The sequence below is a fragment of the Mycobacterium sp. SMC-16 genome (genome assembly GCF_046250085.1).
Lineage (GTDB): Bacteria > Actinomycetota > Actinomycetes > Mycobacteriales > Mycobacteriaceae > Mycobacterium > Mycobacterium phocaicum.
Map to the genome: position 1 here is coordinate 683,318 of NZ_CP176427.1, position 18,598 is coordinate 701,915.

Sequence of the window (18,598 nt, forward strand, 5' to 3'; positions counted from 1 at the left end):
CGCCACGGGCATTGCTGAGGCGGATAGTCAGATCATGGAGAAGATCTCTTTGACCGCGCTCGCCCGTCAGCATCTGGACGCCGCGAAGAACGGGAATGGCGGGCGCAGCGCGCACACGGTCTTCGGCGGCCACGAGCACGCGTTGCGGCAGACGCTGATCGCTCTCGCCGACGGCAATGAGTTGGGCGAACACGAGAGCCCCGGCGAGGCCACGCTTCAGGTGCTGCAGGGGCGGGTGCGCCTCGTCGCCGAACAGGCCAGCTGGGACGGCATGGCCGGCGACCACATCATCATCCCGCCCACTCGGCACAGCCTGAAGGCGCTCGCCGACTCGGTGGTGCTGCTGACGGTGGTCAAACAGCCGGCGCGTTAGCCGGAATGAAGCTCATCGCGCGCTCGGCGAGCGCGGTGATCGTCAGGCTCGGATTGGCTCCGACGTTGGCCGGGACTGCCGCGCCATCGGTGACCAGCAGGTTCTCGTAGCCGAAGACGTGGCTCCGGCTGTCGACGACACCGGTCTCAGGAGAGGCGCCGATCACCGCGCCGCCGAGGATGTGCGCCGTCGACGGGATCGCGAAAATGCCTTCTGTCACACCGGAATAGGCGACGCCGCCCATGCGGCGCGCGAACCATTTCGCCGCGTCGTAGGCGGCGGGCACGAAGTCCGGGTTGGGGTTGTCGGGATCCTGCTCGGTGGTCAGGGCGACGTTGCCGTTCGGGAGCCGCATCTTGACCTTCAGGCGCATCGCATTGTCGATGGACTGCATGACCAGCAGGATGATCACGCGGCGCGAAGTGTCCTTGATCTTCCAGGCCGCCAGCGCTGCCTTCGGGTTCTTCGCGGCGGCGGCCAGGAAGTGCAGCGGCCGGGTGCCGCGCTTGCCCGCCTCGATCATCAGGTTGAACAGCAGCGACTGGCTGTCGCCGCCCTTGCCGTATGTGACGACCTCGATGTGGGTGGCGGGGTCGGTGTAGATGCTCGACGTGATCGCGATCGAGTGGGTGAAGTCGTCGGGGTAGTCCTTGGGTGCCATCACCGCCATGATCGATTCGCTGTTGGTGCGCACCACGTACCCGAGGCGGTCGGAGATGTTCGGTAGCGAACCGCCGAGCTTGCAGCGCTGCAGGAGGCGGTTGGTGCCCAGCGCCCCGGCTGCGACGACGACCCCGCGGGCGCGCAGTTTCTCGGCCGACCGCTTGCCGAGCGCGCCGCTCTTCTGGTGTGTCACTTCGTATCCCGTGGCACCACGGGCGTCGAGCGGCTTGATGTCGGTCACCGACCGTTCGCTGAAAATCTTCACGCCGAGCTTCTCGGCGAACCACAGGTAGTTCTTGCGCAGGGTGTTTTTGGCGCCGTGGCGGCAGCCGACCATGCACGACCCGCACTTGATGCAGCCCGTTCGGTCGGGTCCGTCGCCGTCGAAGTACGGGTCGGCCACCGTCTTGCCGGGCTGGCCGAGGAACACCCCCACCCGCGTACGGCGGTAGGTGTCGCCGACGCCGATCGACTCGCTGTACTCCTTCAACAGCAGGTCCGCGGGGCCGTCGTCGTCGTACTCGGTGACGCCGAGCATCCGTTCGGCTTCGTCGTAGTGCGGCGCTAGTTCGGTCTCCCAGTCGGCCAGCCCCTTCCACTGCGGGCTCTCGTAGAAATTCGGGAACGCCCGGTACAGCGTGTTCGCATAGCCCAGGCTGCCACCGCCGACACCGCAGCCGGAGCCGATGAAGATGTCCTTGAACAGCGTCAGCCGGAGGATGCCGCGCATCCCGACCTGCGGTGCCCAGTAGTAGTTCTTGGCATCCTTGGTCTCATCCGCGAAGTCGGCGTCTTCGAATCGGCGGCCGCATTCGAGAACCGCTACGCGATAACCCTTTTCGGCCAGCCGCAGCGCCGAGACGCTGCCGCCGAAGCCGGAGCCGATGACCAGCCAGTCATAGTCGTACGTCATCAGTGACCTCCGCAGGTGGGCGAACTGCGAAGAGCGTATGTCCCGGCGGTCACGGCCGCATCCGATTGCTGGGACTGGCTAAATAGCCGGCCCCAACAGGTCGTCGGCGTCCTTGATGACGTAGCCGTAGCCTTGCTCGGCCAGGAAGCGCTGCCGGTGCGCGGCGTACTCGGCGTCGAGGCTGTCGCGCGAGACCACCGAGTAGAACACCGCGCCGCCACCGTCGGCCTTCGGGCGCAGCAGCCGGCCCAGGCGCTGGGCCTCTTCCTGACGCGATCCGAATGTGCCCGAAACCTGAACGGCAACAGAGGCTTCCGGCAGGTCGATGGAGAAGTTGGCGACCTTCGACACCACCAGGGTGCGGATCTCGCCCGACCGGAACTGGTCGAACAGTGCCTCGCGTTCGGCGTTCTTGGTCGAGCCCTGGATCACCGGGGCGTCCAACTCCTGGCCGAGCTCTTCCAGCTGGTCCAGGTAGGCGCCGATCACCAGCGTCGGCTCGTCGGGATGCCGGGCCAGGATCGACTTCACCACCGCGATCTTGGTGTGCGCCGTCGAGCACAGCTTGTAGCGCTCCTCGGGCTCGGCCGTCGCGTACGTCATGCGCTCGTTCTCGGTCATGGTGACCCGGACCTCGACGCACTCGGCCGGCGCGATCCAGCCCTGTGCCTCGATGTCCTTCCACGGGGCGTCGTACCGCTTTGGCCCGATGAGTGAGAACACGTCGCCCTCGCGACCGTCTTCGCGAATCAGTGTGGCGGTCAAGCCGAGTCGGCGGCGGGACTGCAGATCGGCCGTCATCCGGAACACCGGGGCGGGCAGCAGGTGCACCTCGTCGTAGATGATCAGCCCCCAGTCGCGGCTGTCGAACAGCTCCAGGTGCTTGTACTCACCCTTGGTGCGCCGGGTGATCACCTGATACGTCGCGATGGTGACGGGCCGAATCTCCTTGCGCTCGCCGGAGTATTCGCCGATCTCCTCTTCGGTCAACGAGGTGCGCGCGATCAGCTCGCGCTTCCACTGGCGTCCGGCGACGGTGTTGGTCACCAGGATCAGCGTCGTCGCACCCGCCTTGGCCATGGCCGCAGCGCCGACCATCGTCTTGCCCGCGCCACAGGGGAGCACCACGACGCCCGACCCACCGGCCCAGAACGAATCCGCGGCCAGCTCCTGGTAGTCGCGCAGCTTCCAGGTGTCCTGCTCCAGCATGATCGGGTGCGCCTCGCCGTTGACGTAACCCGCCAAATCCTCTGCGGGCCAACCGATCTTGAGCAGCATCTGCTTGACGCGGCCGCGCTCGGACGGGTGGACGATGACGGTGTCGTCGTCGATCTGGGCGCCCAGCATCGGGGTGATCTTCTTGTTGCGCAGCACCTCGGCCAGCACGGCCCGGTCCAGGCTCACGAGCGTCAACCCGTGCGCCGGGTGCTTCACCAGCTGCAGCCGCCCGTAGCGGCCCATGGTGTCGACGATGTCGACCAGCAGCGGCTGCGGCACCGCGTACCGCGAGTGCGACACCAGCGCGTCGACCACCTGCTCGGCGTCGTGGCCCGCGGCGCGCGCGTTCCACAGCGCCAGCGGCGTGATGCGGTAGGTGTGCACGTGCTCGGGCGCACGCTCCAGTTCGGCGAACGGCGCGATCGCCGCCCGCGCCGCCCCGGCCTGCTCGTGGTCGACCTCGAGCAGCACGGTCTTGTCCGACTGGACGATCAGGGGTCCGTCAGTCATGCGCCATCCACTCCATCAATTGCTCGCAGGCCATCCGATCCATTATCCAGACGCGCGCGAGTGGTCACGTTTCCACCGCGAGCGGGAGGTACCCCCAGCTTGCGAGGAGAACGTGACCCCGCAGCGTCCTATTCCGGCGCGACGACCGAGGTCACCCGGTGGATCGCGAATTCGCGGACCCGGCCGGCGGCCGGGTCGTAGGCGGTCAGCTGGCCGCCACGCACGTTCACCGGCGCCACCACGCGCTGCGTGGCAACCCCGGCGGCGTCGACGTACCCGATCACCACCGACGACTGGGTCACCGCGGCGTCGGTCAGCAGCGAGATCGCGGCCGCCGGGTCCAGTCGCTCCCCGTTGCCGCCGCGGCCGGTCTGGCGCAGGACGGCGACGATGGCGCCGAGAGTCTTCTCGTTCGGTGCCTGCGGGTGCCGGAAGGTGCGCCGGTGGATCGGCGTGGACACCCGCGCGCCGAGCGGGCGCAGGTCGACGATGGTGCCCGACCAGTCCTCGGCGGCCGGGGCGAAGCCCGCGGTGCGCAGGCCGGCCAGCACGTCGGCGATCGGCGCTGGTGACACCGCGACGGTGGGGGCCAGGGCCCGCAGGCTCAACTGCTCGAGCGTGGGGGAGGCCAGCGCCTGTGCCAGCAGCGCCGGGTCCTCGCACCGGATGAACGACGACGCCATGCCGACCCGCAGCTGTCCGTGCCGGCGGGCGACGTCGTCGATCAGATAGGTGAGGCCCTGCGGCACCGGCGTCTTGGAGTGCCGGGCGAACAGGGTGTGGATCTCGCTGGCGGTCCTGCCGGTATCGAGGGCACGCCGGATGGACTGCTCGCTGATGCGGTAAACCGTTGCGGCCCCGGCGGATTCGATGTCGGCGACGGTCGCCAGCTGGTCGGCGAGGTCGCGTTCCAGCGGCCCGGGGACGACGACCGTCAGATCGGCCTGCAGCAGGAAATGGTCGATCGGATCGGGCAGTGCCGCCGCCATCGCGGCGACGACGTCTTCTTCGGGTGCGCCGGCCAACAACATCCGGATCGGCCCGGCGAGCGCGCCGCGGCCGACCATGCCCAAAGCGTGTGCCTCGGTGAGCAATTCGTCGGTGGGCTCGGGCTGCAGGCGGGCGGTCCAGCGCGGCCGGCGCCACAGCATCGCCGCCGAGGCGGTGGCGGTGTCCATGGTGCCGCCCGGCGGCAGTTCGGCGAGCACCGTCAGCAGCAGCCGGCGGTCCAGCGGGGCGGCCGACGAATACAGCGCATTGGTCAGGGCGGCATACGGCTTGCCGTCGGGCCCGCGCTTACCCACCAGGCCGGGGCGGCACGGCAGGTCCAGCCAGGTGGTGGCCAGCAGGTGCCAGCGCGTCGCGGCGCTCGACTCGATGAATCGGTCCGCGGCCACGGTCGGTGCCCAGTACGGGCCGTCGTCGTAGTCGTCCGAGTCGGGGATGCCCGACGCGATCAGCGTCGCCGACGCGCACAGTTCCAGGATCAGCGACAGCCGACTCTCGTCGATCCCGGTGACCTTGGTCAGCCGCTTGGCGTCGCGCACGCCGAGGCCGCCGCTGCGCAGCTCGGGAACCGGTGTCGCCGAGAGGGTTTCGAGAACCAGTTCGACTTCACGCAGCAGGTCGATGGCCGAGCCGGCCGCGGCCGCGTCGACATCCTTCTCGGCCAAGACCGGAGTCGAGGGTGTCGGCGGCGTCAGCGTCGTCGGCCCCGGCGTCTGTCCCCGCAGGACCTGGCCGACGAGCCGTGGCAGGATCACCGTCTCGTCGTCGATCGGGCGCAGCAGTCCGGCCGCGATCAGCTGCGGCACCGGACGGTCGGGTGCGGTCCCCGGCGCCGCATCCTTGGTCCGGCCGATCGGCGACCCGTCGGCCAGCCGCTCGAGCAGGTCCCGCTGCGGCGTATCGATGGCGGCCAGCTTCGCGGCGATGCCGTCGGCGTCTGGGTCCTCGACGGTGACCTGCCCCGGATACCAGGGCAGCACCGACGCCGCCTCCGAGACCACCCGCACCGTGTCGGCGCCCCACACCAGCCCGCGGGTGCGCAGCTCGTCGAGCGCCGAGGTGACGACCTTCTTGTTGGCGCGCCCAGCCAGCAACTTGAACAGCGCGCCGGTCGGCACGGCGATGGTGGTGGCCTGCAGCGTCAGCAGCGCGTCCAGCACGGCGAGCTGCAGAAAATCGAGATCGTCGGTCGCGGCCTTGACCGATTGCCGGGACTGGGCGCGGGCCGCCAGCGCGGACAGGGTCGCCGGCGGCGGATGCGTGAGGTCGGGCCGGACGCTGAGCAGCTGCACCAGCTGCGCGTCCGACATGTCGGCCAGCCAGGAGCCCAGCGGCACACCCGGGGAATCGTCGATCATTGCTGACCAGCGTAAAGCAGCCTCCCGGCCTCGCCAGCGGGCGCGGGGCCTGCCACAATGTCTCCGTGGCTGAGAAGAAGAAGAACCAGTACGTCGACAATGGCTGGCCCGAGGTGTCCGGCGACGACCACGCCGTGAGCGAGCTGGCAACCGACCGTACCGGCGCGCTCTCGCCGTTCGGCGACCTGGAGTTCCCGCTGCCGGCCGAGAAGCTGCCGTACATGCACCCGGTCACCGTCGTCAACAAGTAGCCGTGGAGCTCTCGCACCTGGACGAATCGGGTGCGGCCCACATGGTGGACGTGTCCGCCAAGGACGCCACCCGGCGCACCGCCGTCGCGGCGGGCGTCCTGCACACCCGCGCTGACGTCGTCGACCTCATCACCAGCGGTGGACTGCCCAAAGGTGACGCACTCGCGACCGCCCGCGTCGCCGGCATCATGGCGGCCAAGCGCACCAGCGACCTGATCCCGCTGTGCCACCAGCTGGCACTGACGAAGGTCGACGTGTCGTTCGAGGCCGGGTCGGCTGACATTGCCATCACCGCGACCGTGCGCACCACCGACCGCACCGGCGTCGAGATGGAAGCCCTCACGGCGGTCAGCGTCGCGGCCCTGACGCTGTACGACATGATCAAGGCCGTCGACCCGGCCGCGCGCATCGACGACATCCGGGTGCTGCGCAAGGAAGGCGGCAAGACCGGCCTCTGGGAGCGGGAACAGTCGTGAGCCGCACCGCCCGCGTCGTCATCGCCTCCACCCGCGCCGCTGCCGGCGTCTACGCGGACCGCACCGGCCCGCTCATCGTCGCCTGGTTCGCGGAACGCGGGTTCGACGTGCCCGCACCGGTCGTCGTCACCGACGGCGAGCCGGTCGGCGCCGAACTGCGCCGCGCCATCGCCGACGACGTGGACGTCGTCCTCACCTCGGGCGGTACGGGAATCTCCCCGACCGACGCCACGCCGCAGGCGACGCTCGAGGTGCTGGACTACCAGATCCCCGGGCTCGCCGACGCGATCCGTCGGTCCGGGCTGCCGCACGTCCCGACCTCGGTGCTGTCCCGCGGGGTGTGCGGCGTCGCCGGCCGGACGCTGATCGTCAACCTGCCGGGTTCGTCCGGGGGAGTGAAGGACGGGCTGGGGGTGCTGGCCGGGGTACTGGACCACGCGCTCGACCAGCTCGGCGGAAAGGACCATGCCGGATGAGCGTGCTGCGCGCCGACCTCAGTGAATCGCCGATCGACGTCGCGTCCCACGAGGCCCTGGTCGACCACAGCGCCGCGGGAGCCGTCGTGAGCTTCGCGGGTGTCGTGCGCAACCACGACGGCGGCCGCGGGGTGACGCGGCTGGAGTACTCGGCGCACCCGTCGGCCGCGGCGGTGCTGGCCGAGGTCGCCGCCGACGTCGCCGCCGCCTCCGAAGGCGTGCGCGCCATCGCGGTCAGCCACCGGATCGGGGTGCTCAACATCGGCGACGCCGCCCTTGTCGCGGCGGTATCGGCCGATCACCGCGCCGCGGCATTCCGTACCTGCGCGCTGCTGGTCGACACCGTCAAGGAGCGGCTGCCCGTCTGGAAGCACCAGTTCTTCACCGACGGCACCGACGAATGGGTCGGCTCGGCCTGAGCCCCGAGGCCTGCTCTTCGCTCGCCGAGGAAAGGCTGGCGCGCAAGTACCTGGCTTCAATCACCAGGCGCGCGCAGCTGCCGTGACTGAAGTCAGGTACGTGTTTCGGCCGTCGGCGGTCCCTGAGCGCAATGACCGCCGTCTGACCGCTCCCCGATTGCACTCACGTACTTTCGCCGGCGCCCTGCACTGACTGGCCACGAAAAAAATCGCCCCGGTCGAATGACCGGGGCGATTTCTCTATGTACGTATTACGGAGCCGGAGGGGCGTCGACGATCGGGGCCGGGCCGGGCGCCGGAGCGTTCGGCGGGGCCGAGATGCTGCCGCCCGGTGCGCCGGTCCGCGTCGAGGCGACGGCGAGCAGGGCGTCACGACCGGAGATGTCGTTGTTCTGGACCGCGTGCCACAGCTGCTTCAGGTAGCTCATGTTGGCGCTGTCACCCGTCTCGGGCGCATCCATGGTCGAACCCGGGGGCAGGTTGGTCGGGCTGGCGAGGTGCGGCGTGCCGTCCGGCGGGGTCTGCAGCGCGACCGGGGCGGGAGCCGCGGCATCGGCAACCGGAGCGGGGGCCGGCGCCGGGGCGTCGACGACGGGGGCCGGGTCGGCCGGCAGGTCCTGCTTCGCGTGCAGGGCCCACGCGCCGTTCTCGGCGGGGGCCTCGCTGGTGTCCCAGTTGGCGGCCTGGATCACGGGCGCCGGGGCCTCGACCGGAGCTTCCGGGGCGGGCGCTTCGACGACGGGTGCCTCGGGAGCCGGGGCAGGAGCCTCAGGGGCCGGGGCGGGGGCCTCGGGGGCGGGCGCGGGAGCCTCGGGCGCGTCCAGGACGGGGGCCTCGGGGGCGGGGATCTCGTTGGAGACGTTGACGATCGCGGGGCCCTCGGGGGCCTCCGGCAGCGGCGCGTCGAGCGGAGCGGCGGCCTCTTGCACCGGAGCCGGATCGGCCGGGGCGTTGAGCTCGGGGTTGTCCAGCGTGGCGGCCGGGGCCGGCGCCGGGTTGTTCTTCACGGCGTTGCGCGGGGTGGAACCGGACAGGCCGGTGCCGCAGACCGGCCAGGCGCCGCGGCCCTGGCTGGCCAGAACGCGCTCGGCGACGGCGATCTGCTGGTCCTTGCTGGCCATGTTGGCGGCGGGCGCGTACTCGCCACCGCCGTGGGCACTCCAGGTGCTGGGCGAGAACTGCAGCCCGCCCTGGTAGCCGTTGCCGGTGTTGATGGCCCAGTTACCGCCGGATTCGCAGCGGGCTACCTTGTCCCATTCGCCGTCGGTCGCGGCGGTGGCCTGGGCGGCGAGGGCGATGCTGCCGCCACCAAGAACCGCGCCGGTGAAGGCGATCTTGGCGACAGAGACGCTGGACGTGGTCGGTTTGCGGTGGCGTCCACTCATGAAAAAGCAGTCCTCTCGTCAACGCCTGCGAGGTCAGCTGTCGGGTTCGGGCTGGAGAGGTTGCCCGGCCTGCAGAGCAGGCTTCACCCCAAGGAGCCGAGGCTCCTGGTCCTGATTTCTCGGTGGACCGGTTGGGTCCCCCGCCTCCATCCACGGGTTGTCGTCGGCCGCACCTGATGGATGGAGCTAGGCGTTTCAAGTGCGGGTGCCAAAGGGTCGCTCTGGCTTGAGAGACGACGGTATCGGGTCAGGTGGGTTCCGTCACCTCGACCGATTTCGGGCGTTTCGGGCCCGAGCAAATTATGAGAGGACTTTAAAGCCGCTGGCTGATTCGGCGTTTTCGCAGGTATCGATGCCGGTCAGAGGCGCCGCAGCCAGGTCGTTACCGTTTCGTTATGTGAGGCATTTCACAATTAGCCGCCGGCGAAGGGGGGTAGGACATCGAGCGTCCCGCCCGTGGCGAGCGCGGTGTCCAGATCGCGCACGGCGACGCCGTCGCGCAGAAATGAGCAGCGTGAGAGCACTTTTGCCACATCTGCCCCACGTGTACCAATGGAGTTCACCAGATCGCGGACGGTTACACCCTCATTGAGCTGCAACGTTTCGGTCTCGATTCCGGTTGCGGCCTTCGCGGCGGCGAAATAGCGCACCGTCACCACCAAATCCGCCACCGTCAGCCGCCGATCGCGCTCATCGGGCGGTCCGGCTGGACGAAACCCGGATCGTTTATTCCATGGCCCGCCGGCTTGGCCCACATCGCGGCCCGCCAGGCGGCCTCCACCGCATCGTCGTCCGCGCCGCCGCGCAGCAACGCCCGCAGATCCGTCTCCTGCTGTGAGAACAGACAGCTGCGCACCTGACCGTCGGCCGTGAGCCGGGTGCGGTCGCACGTGCCGCAGAACGCGGCCGAGACGGACGCGATGACGCCGACGGTGCCGAGCACCGCGCCGTCGTCGTGCACCTGCCACAGCTCGGCCGGGGCGGAACCCCGCGGCGCCGGGTCCGGGCGCAGGCTGAATTCGCGGCGCAGCGCCGCCAGAATCTGGTCGGCCTGCAGGACCGAACCCCGCTGCCAGTGATGCCCGGCGTCGAGTGGCATCTGCTCGATGATGCGCAGCTGGTACCCGTGCTCGAGGCAGAAGCGCAACAGCGCCGGGGCGTCGTCCAAGCCGGTTTCCGGGTCGAGCACAGCGTTGACCTTGACCGGACTCAGCCCCGCCGCCTTTGCGGCGGCCAGGCCGTCGAGCACCTCGGGCAGTCGCCGACGCCGCGTGATGGCCGCGAAGCGGTCCGGGTCCAGGGTGTCGAGCGAGACGTTGACGCGATTCAGGCCGGCCTTCTTGAGCGCTGCCGCGCGCTTGGCGAGTCCGATGCCGTTGGTCGTCACGGCCATGGCCGGCCGCGGCTGCAACGCGGCGGTCGCCGCGACCACTTCCTCCAGATGTGGAACCAGCAGCGGCTCACCGCCGGTGAACCGCACACCCGTGATGCCCAACCGCGTCACGGCCACCCGGATCAGCCGGGTGAGCTCTTCGGGAGTGAGCAGGTCGGCGCCGGGCAGCCAGTCCAGGCCCTCGGCCGGCATGCAATAGGTACAACGCAGATTGCAGCGGTCGGTGAGCGACACCCGCAGATCGGCGGCGACACGGCCGTACGTGTCGATCAGCGGCCCGGATGCCGGGGCCGGACCGACAGGGCGCGCGATGGTCGGGAGGCCGAGTGGCGTGAGTGTCATTGCTGCCAGGCTGGTGCGGGGTGGGTCTGGTCGACCGGGACGATCTGCTTGCCCAGCGGCAGCAGCGACACCGGGATCAGCTTGAGGTTGGCCAGCGCCAGCGGGATACCGACGATGGTGATGGCCTGCGCGATGGCGGTGGCGATATGGCCGAGCACCAGCCACCAGCCGCACAGCACCAGCCAGATCACGTTGCCGACCAGCGCCCCCGGGCGCGGTCCGGGCTTGTCGACGACCGTCTGGCCGAACGGCCACAGGGCGTAGACGCCGATGCGGGCCGCCGCGACGCCGAACGGGATGGTGACGATGAGGACGAAGCAGATCAGGGCTGCGAGGAAGTAGCCGAGCGCCAGCCAGAAGCCGCCGAAAACCAGCCAGATGATGTTCAGGATCAGGCGCATGTCACCTCCTCTACATAGAACCTTCAGCCTACCGAGTAATGGGGATGCTGCGATCTGAGGTGGCCGAGTAGGATCAACGGCAACGCGTCCTGCGGAGGTGGGGCGCTTTCGTTATGTAACCGTATGTTGAGAACGAGCAGGTGAGACCAGTGCCAAGCGGCCGGGTTAAGTGGTACGACACGGAGAAGGGCTTCGGCTTCCTCTCCCAGGAAGAGGGCGAGGACGTCTACGTCCGGTCTTCGGCGCTGCCCGCCGGGGTTGAAGGTCTCAAGGCCGGTCAGCGCGTCGAGTTCGGTGTCGCGGCCGGACGTCGCGGTCCGCAGGCGCTGAGCCTCAAGCTGATCGACCCGCCGCCGAGCCTGTCGCGCACCCGTCGCGAGGCCGCGGCCCCCGAGCACAAGCACACGCCCGACGAGCTGCACGGCATGGTGTCGGACATGATCACCCTCCTCGAGGACGTCGTTCAGTCCGAGCTGCGCCGGGGGCGTTACCCCGACCGCAAGACGGCCCGCAAGGTGTCCGAGGTGGTCAAGGCCGTCGCCCGCGAGCTCGACGCCTGATTCACACGCCGAAGGTTGGCTTGTGTTCGAGAGTCGGCTGATTTCTCGCACACAAGCCAACTTTGGGCGGGCAGACTGGGGATGTGACCTACGTCAACCCCGGATCTGAGTTCACCCGCGACACCAACTACATCAGCACCCGGATCACGGCCGACGGTCGTGACGGGTATCCCGTCGAACCCGGGCGGTATCGGCTGATCGTCGCCAGGGCCTGTCCCTGGGCGAACCGCGCCATCATCGTCCGCCGGCTGCTGGGCCTGGAAGATGTTCTCTCCATTGGTTTTTGCGGTCCGACGCACGATCAGCGCAGCTGGACATTCGACCTGGATCCCGGCGGCGTCGACCCGGTGCTGAAAATCCCGCGGCTGCAGGACGCGTACTTCAAGCGCGACCCGGACTACCCCAAGGGCATCACGGTGCCCGCGATCGTCGACGTGCCCACCGGTGCCGTCGTGACCAACGACTTCGCGCAAATGACGCTGGACCTGTCCACCGAATGGACGGCGTACCACCGCTACGGTGCGCCGCAGCTGTACCCCGAGCATCTGCGCGACGAGATCGACAGCGTCGCCAAGCGCGTCTACACCGAGGTCAACAACGGCGTCTACCGCTGCGGGTTCGCGGGATCACAGGAGGCGTACGACGCCGCCTACGACCGGCTGTTCACCGCGCTGGACTGGCTGAGCGAAAGGCTCAGCGGCCAAAGGTATCTCGTGGGGGACACCATCACCGAGGCCGACGTGCGGCTGTTCACCACGCTGGCCCGGTTCGACCCGGTCTATCACGGGCACTTCAAGTGCAATCGGTCCAAGCTCGCCGAGATGCCGGTGCTGTGGGCGTACGCCCGGGACCTGTTCCAGACCCCCGGCTTCGGCGACACTGTCGACTTCGTGCAGATCAAGCAGCACTACTACATCGTGCACGCCGACATCAATCCGACGCAGATCGTGCCGAAAGGTCCCGACCTGGCCAATTGGCTGACGCCGCACGGCCGGGAAGCGTTGGGCGGCAGGCCTTTCGGTGACGGCACGCCGCCCGGGCCGGTTCGCGACGGTGAACAGGTGCCGGCCGGCCACGGCGCTGGGTAGGTCAGGGCCAGGCGGTCCGTACCGACCATTCGGCGTGCGGCAGGGGGAACTCGTTGCCGTCGGAATCCCTTGCCAGAGTGGGCAGTTGGACGGCGAGCCCGAGCAGCTTGCCGTGATGCGGGTCGACGGTCGGGATGGTCACGGCCAGCCGCTGGTTCGGCCGGAACTCGCTGACGGTGGAACCGCCGTCCTCGTAGGCGAGCAGCAGCACCCACGGCGCCCGCGCCACGGGCTGCGGCACGGACAGCTGAATGGGGTGCCGCGCCGTGACGTGCAGTTCGCCCGTCGTCGCGGGGACGTCGCACGCCTTCAGGTGGACGTCGCAGTAGCGGTACGGCCCGATGCGGGTCAGCTGGCCGTCGGTGAAGGCGCTGATCTCGGGGAAGTCGGGACCCTGGTGCCGCGTCAGCCGCCAGACCAGGACACCTGTAGCCGTCGCCGACAGCACCGCGACCACTGCCAACAGCGCGAGAACTCGTTTCATATCCATCCTTGACGCGCCCCGGGCATTGCCGCGGGATCGGGCCGTGGTCCTTCCTGCTCGGCGAGTACGGGCCGGTTGCCGCCGAAGCCCGGGATCAGTGAGCCACCGTTGTAGCTCACGAGGGTCTGGGCGAGCCCGGGGATCAGCAGGGCGCTGACCGCGGTGAACCCGACCCAGAGGTCGGTATAGATCAGCACACCGACGGCGCCGCCGACCACCCAGGCCAACTGCAGCACCGACTCGGACCGGCCGAAGGCCGACGCCCGGGACGCCTCGGGCAGGTCGTGCTGCAGCGAGGCGTCCAGCGACGCCTTGGAGATCGCCGTGGCGGCCGAGGTGATCAGCGCGGCGGCCGCGGCCACCATCAGGTTGCCGGCCACCGCGGCGGCGATTGCCGCAGCAGTGACGATGACAGTTGCGCGCACGACCACCTGCGCGGGATGCCCCAATTTGAGGCGGGCACTGGCGATGTTGCCGGCGAAGTTCCCGATGCCGGCGGCGGCGCCGATGAGGCCGAGGATCTTCAGCTGTTCCCACGCACCCGCGTCGTGCGACTTGGCGACGAACGCGGGGTAGAGGAACAGAAAGCCGACGAGCACCTTGATGGTGCAGTTGCCCCACAGTGACGTGATGATGTTGCGGCCCAACGGCTGTCGCGGGGACTTGTCGTGATGCGGATGTCGCAGCTGCTCGGTCGGCGCGTGATACGACAGCGTCGCCGGCACCTCACCCTCGGTGACCTCGACCCACTTGGGGATGCGCATCGTCAGGACGGCGCCCGCGACCGCCACGACGGCGACGACGTAGAGCGCGCCCGGCAGATGCATCAGGCCGAAGGTGTACTCGAACGCGGCTGCGACGCCACCGCCCAGACCGGTGCCACCGAGCAGCCCGAACATGGTGAGCCGGGAATTGACCCGGACCAGGTCGATCGTCGGTGGCAGCACACGTGGCGTCACGGCGCTGCGCAGCACGCTGAACGACTTGGACAGCACCATCATCCCCAGCGCGCACGGGTAGAGCACCCACGGGGGATAGCTGCCCGTGGCGCCGTCGTAGTTGCCGATCAGCACCAGCGCCAGCACCACGCGCAGCGCGAACGACACCGCAAGGGCGACGCGCCGGCCGTGCTGCACGCGGTCCAGCGCCGGCCCGATGAGCGGGGCGATCACCGCGAACGGCGCGATGGTGATGAGCAGGTACAGGGCCACCTTGCTCTTGGACTCACCTGAGGCCGCCGCGAAGAACAGCGTGTTGGCGAGCGCGATGCCCATCGCCGCGTCGAGCGCGTTGTTCGCGACGACGGGCCACGTCAGCGCCGTCAGACCGGATTTGTCGGCGCCGTCGGCCGTCGCGGCCCGGTGCACCAGGCCATACACCTTGGTGCCCATCTCACGGCTGCGCTGCGCGGCGGCCCGGGTGACGGTGATCTTCTCGCCGCCCGCGGGGCCGCGGCGCCGGTCGTCGTCATCGCGGCGCCGGTCGTCGTAGCCGTCGTCGTATCCACGGTCGTAGCCATGGCCGTCGTGGTGATCGTCGTCGAGCGGCGGCAGCCAGCGGTTGTCGCTGTGCGACGACGACCCCCGCGGCGGCGGCCGGCGGCGGGCCTGACCAGGATCGCTCGGGTAATTGGCCATGCCCGGATGCCCTTCGTCATCGCGGCGCGGTGGGCGCGGCGGGTAGTAACGGGGATCCCCCGACCTCCCGGCATCCCGCGGTCCACTCATGAGCACGATTGTTCCCCATGCTGCCGACGGCGGCGCGCAGGCAGGCGGTGTGGCCTTGTCCTTGGTGGTCAGGCAGTATTGATCACGATGGACATGCCCAATGACACCGAATCGGCAGCCGTGACGCCGGACGAGTCGACGCCGACCGAGGCGCCGGTCGAGGTGCCGACCCCTGAAGCCGCCGTGGAATCCGTCGACGCCGTCGAAGCTCCCGCCGCGGCACCGGAATCGGCCGAAGTGCCCGAGACCGTCGATGAGCCGCAGGCCGCCGACGCTGCTGTCGGCGAGGCGCCGGTTGCGGAGACCGCTGACGCGCCCGCGACCGAAGCGGCCCCCGAGGCCGCGGCGGCTGTCGAAGAAGAGGCCGAGCTGCCCGACCTGACCCCGATCCTGATGGGCGCGGTCGACCAGGCCCGCGCCGCGATCATCGAGTTCAGTGGCGAGGGCGTCGTCGGTGACTACCTGGGCGCCAGCTTCGACGACCCGGCGTCGGTGACCCATCGATTCCTCGCGTCGATGTCCGGCTACCACGGCTGGCAGTGGGCAGTGGTGCTGGCGACCTACCCGGGCGCCGACCACACCACCGTCAGCGAAGTGGTCCTGGTGCCGGGACCTGATGCGCTGCTGGCCCCGCAGTGGGTGCCGTGGAACGAGCGCGTGCAGCCGGGCGATCTGAGCCCGGGCGATCTGCTGGCGCCGCCGCCCAACGATCCCCGGCTGGTGCCCGGTTACCTGGCCTCCGGTGACCCCGAGTGGGACGAGGTGGCTGCCGAGGTCGGTTTCGGCCGCAAGCAGGTGCTCAGCGACTGGGGCCGGACGGATGCCGCGCAGCGCTGGCAGGACGGCGACTACGGGCCGAACGCCGCCATGGCCCGGGCCACCCGCCGGACCTGCCGTGGCTGCGGTTTCTACGTGCCGCTGTCCGGGTCACTCGGCCTGGTGTTCGGCGTGTGCGCCAATGAACTGTCCGCCGACGGACGTGTGGTGTCCGCGGAGTACGGCTGTGGCGCGCACTCGGACACGCCGCCGCCGGAGCCCATCGGCTCACCGGCCTTCGAGCCTTTCGACGACGGCGTGCTCGACCTCGGCTAAGCGCCTTCGGCCGCGGCCTTGATCCGGCCGAGCGAGGTCTTCATGCCCTCGACCAGTTCCACCTCGAAGTTGGGCACGCCGCCCATGAAGCGGTTGATCAGCGTGCTCGAGATCGGCTTGACGGCTTCCGCACGCCGGCTCACGGTCACCTTGGTGCCGGTGCCCGCAGGCTCGAGGTCATAGGTCCACTCGGTGTTGTTGGTGTTGACCCGGAACGACAGCTTCTTCTGCGCGTCGAGCGCGGTGATGGTCGAGGTCGTGGGCCAGAACATCGCGCCACGGCGGTTGACGTTGACGGTCTTGGTGCCGACCTTGACGGCGCCGACCGCCTTCATCACCCGACACTGCGGGCTCCACTTGGGCATGTTGTCGAGGTCGGAGATCAAGGCCCAGACCTTGGCCACCGGCGCGTTGATGGTGATGTCTGCCTGCAGCAGAGGTGTTTCGCCAGCCATCGGACTTCTCCCTTGTCGAGATGAGAATGGTCAGCGCAGGCCGCGTTGGGCACCTCGTGCGCCGCGACGGGCCGCGCTGCGTTGCCACAGAAATATAGATGTGCCGAGTACGCCGACACCGAGGCCCGCGACGGTCACCGGCCGCCAGGTGTGCAGGGCCGTGACGGTGAAGGCCAGCGCCACCGCCACCAGCCAGCCGACGGCGATCACCACGATCACCGGAACCGGGTCGAGGAGGCGGTCGGGGAGAGCCGGCGGAACGGGTTCCGCCGGATGTTCGTGCGCGGGCGTGGCCATCTCCTCTAACGCTAGTCGATCGATCGGTACGCTATCTGCTCGTGACGGACGCCGATGACCGCTTGGCCAATGACCTGTCGCTGGCCGTTGTGCGGCTGGCACGGCAGTTGCGATTCCGTCGTCCCGATTCCCCGGTGTCCCTGACGCAGTTGTCGGCCCTCGCCACACTCGCGAAGGACGGCCCGATGACGCCGGGCACGCTGGCCACCCGGGAGCGGGTACGGCCGCCGTCGATGACGCGCGTCATCGCGTCGCTGGTCGAGCTGGGGCTGGTGGAGCGCAGTTCGCATCCGGATGACCGGCGCCAGGTGCTGGTGGTGGTGTCCAAGGCCGGCGAGGAGCTGTTCGAGGCCGAGCGCCGGGCCGGCATGGAGTGGCTGCAGGGCCGGCTCGAGAAGCTCAAGCAGGAGGACCGCGCGACCTTGCTGGCCGCGGCGGACCTGATGTTCGCGATCATCGACGAAGCCCAGTGAGTGCCGCGACGGACCTCGACGCGATGGACGACGTCATCGTTGTCGACGTCACCGACCCCGCCGACCCGCGGCTCGACGATTTTCGCGATCTCAACAGCGTGGACCGCCGGCCCGACCTGCCGTCGGGCAAGGGACTGGTGATCGCCGAAGGCGTATTGGTGGCGCAGCGCATGCTGGCCTCGCGGTTCAGCCCCCGAGCGTTCCTCGGCACCGATCGCCGGCTCCGTGAGTTGTCCGACGACCTGGCCGGCTGCGGCGTGCCGTACTACCGCGCCAGTGCCGAGGTGATGGCCGAGGTCGTCGGCTTCCACCTCAACCGCGGCGTACTCGCCGCGGCACCCCGGCCCGTCGAACTCTCGATGCCCGAGGTCCTGCGGGGTGCACGGACCGTCGCGGTGCTCGAGGGCGTCAACGACCACGAGAACCTCGGCTCGATCTTCCGCAACGCCGCGGGCCTCGACGTCGACGCGGTGGTGTTCGGCGCCGGGTGCGCCGACCCGTTGTACCGGCGCGCGGTCCGGGTGTCGATGGGCCACGCACTGCTGGTGCCCTATGCCCGCGCGGAGTCCTGGCCCGGCGATCTGAAGTTGATGCAGGACAACGGCTTTCACTTGATCGCCATGACGCCGGGGGACGGCTCCGTGCCGCTGGCCGACGCGCTTGCGCCCCTGGCGGGCCAGAAGGTCGGCGTGCTCGTCGGCGCGGAAGGCCCGGGGCTCACCGAACACACCATGCGGGCCTGCGAGGTGCGGGCACGCATCCCGATGTCCCGAGGCACCGACTCGCTGAACGTCGCTACGGCCGCCGCGCTGGCGTTCTACGAACGCGCCCGATCGGCGGGCTAGATTGGCTCAGATGACGACACCGGCGCAGACGCCCTGGGGCACCGGACTGACGGTGTCGGGGTTCGTCGCCGCCGTGACGGCCGCCGCCATCATCGTCCTGTCCCTCGGGCTGCTGCGGGTGCATCCGCTGCTGGCGGTCGGGTTGAATGCCGTCGCGGTCGGCGGTCTGGCCCCGACGGTGTGGGCCTGGCGCGTACGCCCGGTGTGGCGCTGGTTCGTCTGGGGTGCCGGTGCCGGCGTGGCGCTGGGCTGGATCGCGACGCTCGCGATTGCCCTGGGCCGCTAGCCTCGCTCGGCGTTGATCCTGCGGCTGGGGCCTAGAAGTGCGAGTAACGAGGACCCTGAGCGCAGGGTGAACGTGGCATTGGCTGACTCTGCGGCTGGGGCGCAA

The 18,598-nt window shown here is 69.5% G+C and carries 22 protein-coding genes and 1 riboswitch; of the genes, 11 read left to right on the forward strand and 11 right to left on the reverse strand.

What is annotated here, in order from left to right; genetic code table 11:
- Positions 1-34: 34 nt before the first annotated feature.
- On the forward strand, positions 35-373 hold the full coding sequence (locus ACJEIK_RS03295) for a cupin domain-containing protein (protein ID WP_061006989.1): 339 nt from the start codon (positions 35-37) through the stop codon (positions 371-373).
- Here the strand turns inward: ACJEIK_RS03295 and ACJEIK_RS03300 are convergent.
- The 3 genes from ACJEIK_RS03300 to ACJEIK_RS03310 all read right to left on the reverse strand — a co-directional run bounded on the left by ACJEIK_RS03300 (position 354) and on the right by ACJEIK_RS03310 (position 6,043).
- Positions 354-1,949, reverse strand: coding sequence for a GMC oxidoreductase (locus tag ACJEIK_RS03300; RefSeq protein WP_267324688.1), 1,596 nt, complete (start codon positions 1,947-1,949; stop codon positions 354-356). The two genes, ACJEIK_RS03295 and ACJEIK_RS03300, sit on opposite strands and share 20 nt — an antisense overlap.
- Before the next feature lie 78 nt (positions 1,950-2,027).
- Complete coding sequence (locus tag ACJEIK_RS03305; protein ID WP_226520619.1) at positions 2,028-3,677, reverse strand: DNA repair helicase XPB; 1,650 nt, start codon at positions 3,675-3,677, stop codon at positions 2,028-2,030.
- Positions 3,678-3,805: 128 nt separating this feature from the next.
- On the reverse strand, positions 3,806-6,043 hold the full coding sequence (locus ACJEIK_RS03310) for a helicase-associated domain-containing protein (protein ID WP_267324689.1): 2,238 nt from the start codon (positions 6,041-6,043) through the stop codon (positions 3,806-3,808).
- 65 nt (positions 6,044-6,108) lie between these two features.
- Between ACJEIK_RS03310 and ACJEIK_RS03315 the strand changes: the two genes are divergently transcribed.
- The 4 genes from ACJEIK_RS03315 to ACJEIK_RS03330 are packed head-to-tail and all read left to right on the forward strand — an operon-like array spanning position 6,109 to position 7,665.
- Entirely contained in the window at positions 6,109-6,294 is a 186-nt protein-coding gene (locus ACJEIK_RS03315; RefSeq protein ID WP_061006992.1) for a hypothetical protein, read from the forward strand.
- 41 nt (positions 6,295-6,335) lie between these two features.
- Positions 6,336-6,770 carry a cyclic pyranopterin monophosphate synthase MoaC gene (gene moaC / locus ACJEIK_RS03320; RefSeq protein ID WP_061006996.1) on the forward strand — a complete coding sequence of 145 codons (435 nt, stop codon included), beginning with the start codon at positions 6,336-6,338 and terminating at the stop codon, positions 6,768-6,770.
- A complete protein-coding gene (locus tag ACJEIK_RS03325) occupies positions 6,767-7,246 on the forward strand; it encodes a molybdenum cofactor biosynthesis protein B (RefSeq protein ID WP_061006993.1) in 480 nt (159 codons plus the stop codon). The genes moaC and ACJEIK_RS03325 overlap by 4 nt, the downstream gene beginning before the upstream one ends.
- Complete coding sequence (locus tag ACJEIK_RS03330; protein WP_061006994.1) at positions 7,243-7,665, forward strand: molybdenum cofactor biosynthesis protein MoaE; 423 nt, start codon at positions 7,243-7,245, stop codon at positions 7,663-7,665. The genes ACJEIK_RS03325 and ACJEIK_RS03330 overlap by 4 nt, the downstream gene beginning before the upstream one ends.
- Positions 7,666-7,916: 251 nt before the next feature.
- On the opposite strand, the gene ACJEIK_RS03335 is transcribed toward ACJEIK_RS03330, so the two are convergent.
- The 4 genes from ACJEIK_RS03335 to ACJEIK_RS03350 all read right to left on the reverse strand — a co-directional run bounded on the left by ACJEIK_RS03335 (position 7,917) and on the right by ACJEIK_RS03350 (position 11,186).
- On the reverse strand, positions 7,917-9,050 hold the full coding sequence (locus tag ACJEIK_RS03335; RefSeq protein ID WP_267324691.1) for a transglycosylase family protein: 1,134 nt from the start codon (positions 9,048-9,050) through the stop codon (positions 7,917-7,919).
- Positions 9,051-9,057: 7 nt separating this feature from the next.
- Positions 9,058-9,253: riboswitch (cyclic di-AMP (ydaO/yuaA leader) on the reverse strand.
- A 210-nt stretch (positions 9,254-9,463) separates the two neighbouring features.
- The gene (locus ACJEIK_RS03340) at positions 9,464-9,721 is read right to left on the reverse strand and encodes a MoaD/ThiS family protein (RefSeq protein ID WP_082934726.1); all 258 of its coding nucleotides are present in this window, start codon (positions 9,719-9,721) and stop codon (positions 9,464-9,466) included.
- Positions 9,722-9,723: 2 nt separating this feature from the next.
- Entirely contained in the window at positions 9,724-10,785 is a 1,062-nt protein-coding gene (gene moaA, locus ACJEIK_RS03345; RefSeq protein WP_133426537.1) for a GTP 3',8-cyclase MoaA, read from the reverse strand.
- Entirely contained in the window at positions 10,782-11,186 is a 405-nt protein-coding gene (locus ACJEIK_RS03350) for a YccF domain-containing protein (protein ID WP_064859312.1), read from the reverse strand. The genes moaA and ACJEIK_RS03350 overlap by 4 nt, the downstream gene beginning before the upstream one ends.
- Positions 11,187-11,335: 149 nt before the next feature.
- On the opposite strand from ACJEIK_RS03350, the gene ACJEIK_RS03355 reads away from it, so the two are divergent.
- Complete coding sequence (locus ACJEIK_RS03355; RefSeq protein ID WP_053854517.1) at positions 11,336-11,746, forward strand: cold-shock protein; 411 nt, start codon at positions 11,336-11,338, stop codon at positions 11,744-11,746.
- A gap of 83 nt (positions 11,747-11,829) precedes the next feature.
- A complete protein-coding gene (locus ACJEIK_RS03360) occupies positions 11,830-12,834 on the forward strand; it encodes a glutathione S-transferase family protein (protein ID WP_409431042.1) in 1,005 nt (334 codons plus the stop codon).
- A gap of 1 nt (position 12,835) precedes the next feature.
- Here the strand turns inward: ACJEIK_RS03360 and ACJEIK_RS03365 are convergent, their stop codons facing one another.
- Together ACJEIK_RS03365 and ACJEIK_RS03370 are read right to left on the reverse strand one after the other, a co-directional pair.
- The gene (locus ACJEIK_RS03365; protein ID WP_409431043.1) at positions 12,836-13,318 is read right to left on the reverse strand and encodes a DUF2771 domain-containing protein; all 483 of its coding nucleotides are present in this window, start codon (positions 13,316-13,318) and stop codon (positions 12,836-12,838) included.
- Positions 13,315-15,045: an MFS transporter gene (locus tag ACJEIK_RS03370; protein ID WP_409431044.1), complete on the reverse strand. Its 1,731-nt coding sequence runs from the start codon at positions 15,043-15,045 to the stop codon at positions 13,315-13,317. Before ACJEIK_RS03370 ends, ACJEIK_RS03365 begins: the two co-directional genes overlap by 4 nt.
- A gap of 393 nt (positions 15,046-15,438) precedes the next feature.
- Between ACJEIK_RS03370 and ACJEIK_RS03375 the strand changes: the two genes are divergently transcribed.
- Entirely contained in the window at positions 15,439-16,137 is a 699-nt protein-coding gene (locus ACJEIK_RS03375) for a DUF3027 domain-containing protein (RefSeq protein ID WP_234789681.1), read from the forward strand.
- On the opposite strand, the gene ACJEIK_RS03380 is transcribed toward ACJEIK_RS03375, so the two are convergent.
- Positions 16,134-16,592, reverse strand: coding sequence for an SRPBCC family protein (locus ACJEIK_RS03380; protein ID WP_060998947.1), 459 nt, complete (start codon positions 16,590-16,592; stop codon positions 16,134-16,136). The two genes, ACJEIK_RS03375 and ACJEIK_RS03380, sit on opposite strands and share 4 nt — an antisense overlap.
- A gap of 30 nt (positions 16,593-16,622) precedes the next feature.
- On the reverse strand, positions 16,623-16,889 hold the full coding sequence (locus ACJEIK_RS03385) for a DUF2530 domain-containing protein (protein WP_060998949.1): 267 nt from the start codon (positions 16,887-16,889) through the stop codon (positions 16,623-16,625).
- A 41-nt stretch (positions 16,890-16,930) separates the two neighbouring features.
- Between ACJEIK_RS03385 and ACJEIK_RS03390 the strand changes: the two genes are divergently transcribed.
- The 3 genes from ACJEIK_RS03390 to ACJEIK_RS03400 are packed head-to-tail and all read left to right on the forward strand — an operon-like array spanning position 16,931 to position 18,493.
- A complete protein-coding gene (locus ACJEIK_RS03390) occupies positions 16,931-17,362 on the forward strand; it encodes a MarR family winged helix-turn-helix transcriptional regulator (RefSeq protein ID WP_133426540.1) in 432 nt (143 codons plus the stop codon).
- A gap of 23 nt (positions 17,363-17,385) precedes the next feature.
- Positions 17,386-18,207: a TrmH family RNA methyltransferase gene (locus tag ACJEIK_RS03395; protein WP_409431638.1), complete on the forward strand. Its 822-nt coding sequence runs from the start codon at positions 17,386-17,388 to the stop codon at positions 18,205-18,207.
- 10 nt (positions 18,208-18,217) lie between these two features.
- Positions 18,218-18,493: a DUF2537 domain-containing protein gene (locus ACJEIK_RS03400; RefSeq protein WP_060998952.1), complete on the forward strand. Its 276-nt coding sequence runs from the start codon at positions 18,218-18,220 to the stop codon at positions 18,491-18,493.
- Positions 18,494-18,598: the final 105 nt, after the last annotated feature.

Excerpts from the sequence above, each read along its gene's own strand:
- ACJEIK_RS03295 (WP_061006989.1), top strand. The coding sequence starts at position 35 with ATGGAGAAGATCTCTTTGACCGCGCTCGCCCGTCAGCATCTGGACGCC.
- ACJEIK_RS03300 (WP_267324688.1), bottom strand. The coding sequence starts at position 1,949 with ATGACGTACGACTATGACTGGCTGGTCATCGGCTCCGGCTTCGGCGGC.
- ACJEIK_RS03305 (WP_226520619.1), bottom strand. The coding sequence starts at position 3,677 with ATGACTGACGGACCCCTGATCGTCCAGTCGGACAAGACCGTGCTGCTC.
- ACJEIK_RS03310 (WP_267324689.1), bottom strand. The coding sequence starts at position 6,043 with ATGATCGACGATTCCCCGGGTGTGCCGCTGGGCTCCTGGCTGGCCGAC.
- moaC (WP_061006996.1), top strand. The coding sequence starts at position 6,336 with ATGGTGGACGTGTCCGCCAAGGACGCCACCCGGCGCACCGCCGTCGCG.
- ACJEIK_RS03330 (WP_061006994.1), top strand. The coding sequence starts at position 7,243 with ATGAGCGTGCTGCGCGCCGACCTCAGTGAATCGCCGATCGACGTCGCG.
- ACJEIK_RS03335 (WP_267324691.1), bottom strand. The coding sequence starts at position 9,050 with ATGAGTGGACGCCACCGCAAACCGACCACGTCCAGCGTCTCTGTCGCC.
- moaA (WP_133426537.1), bottom strand. The coding sequence starts at position 10,785 with ATGACACTCACGCCACTCGGCCTCCCGACCATCGCGCGCCCTGTCGGT.
- ACJEIK_RS03350 (WP_064859312.1), bottom strand. The coding sequence starts at position 11,186 with ATGCGCCTGATCCTGAACATCATCTGGCTGGTTTTCGGCGGCTTCTGG.
- ACJEIK_RS03365 (WP_409431043.1), bottom strand. The coding sequence starts at position 13,318 with ATGAAACGAGTTCTCGCGCTGTTGGCAGTGGTCGCGGTGCTGTCGGCG.
- ACJEIK_RS03370 (WP_409431044.1), bottom strand. The coding sequence starts at position 15,045 with ATGAGTGGACCGCGGGATGCCGGGAGGTCGGGGGATCCCCGTTACTAC.
- ACJEIK_RS03375 (WP_234789681.1), top strand. The coding sequence starts at position 15,439 with ATGGGCGCGGTCGACCAGGCCCGCGCCGCGATCATCGAGTTCAGTGGC.
- ACJEIK_RS03380 (WP_060998947.1), bottom strand. The coding sequence starts at position 16,592 with ATGGCTGGCGAAACACCTCTGCTGCAGGCAGACATCACCATCAACGCG.
- ACJEIK_RS03385 (WP_060998949.1), bottom strand. The coding sequence starts at position 16,889 with ATGGCCACGCCCGCGCACGAACATCCGGCGGAACCCGTTCCGCCGGCT.
- ACJEIK_RS03395 (WP_409431638.1), top strand. The coding sequence starts at position 17,386 with ATGGACGACGTCATCGTTGTCGACGTCACCGACCCCGCCGACCCGCGG.
- ACJEIK_RS03400 (WP_060998952.1), top strand. The coding sequence starts at position 18,218 with ATGACGACACCGGCGCAGACGCCCTGGGGCACCGGACTGACGGTGTCG.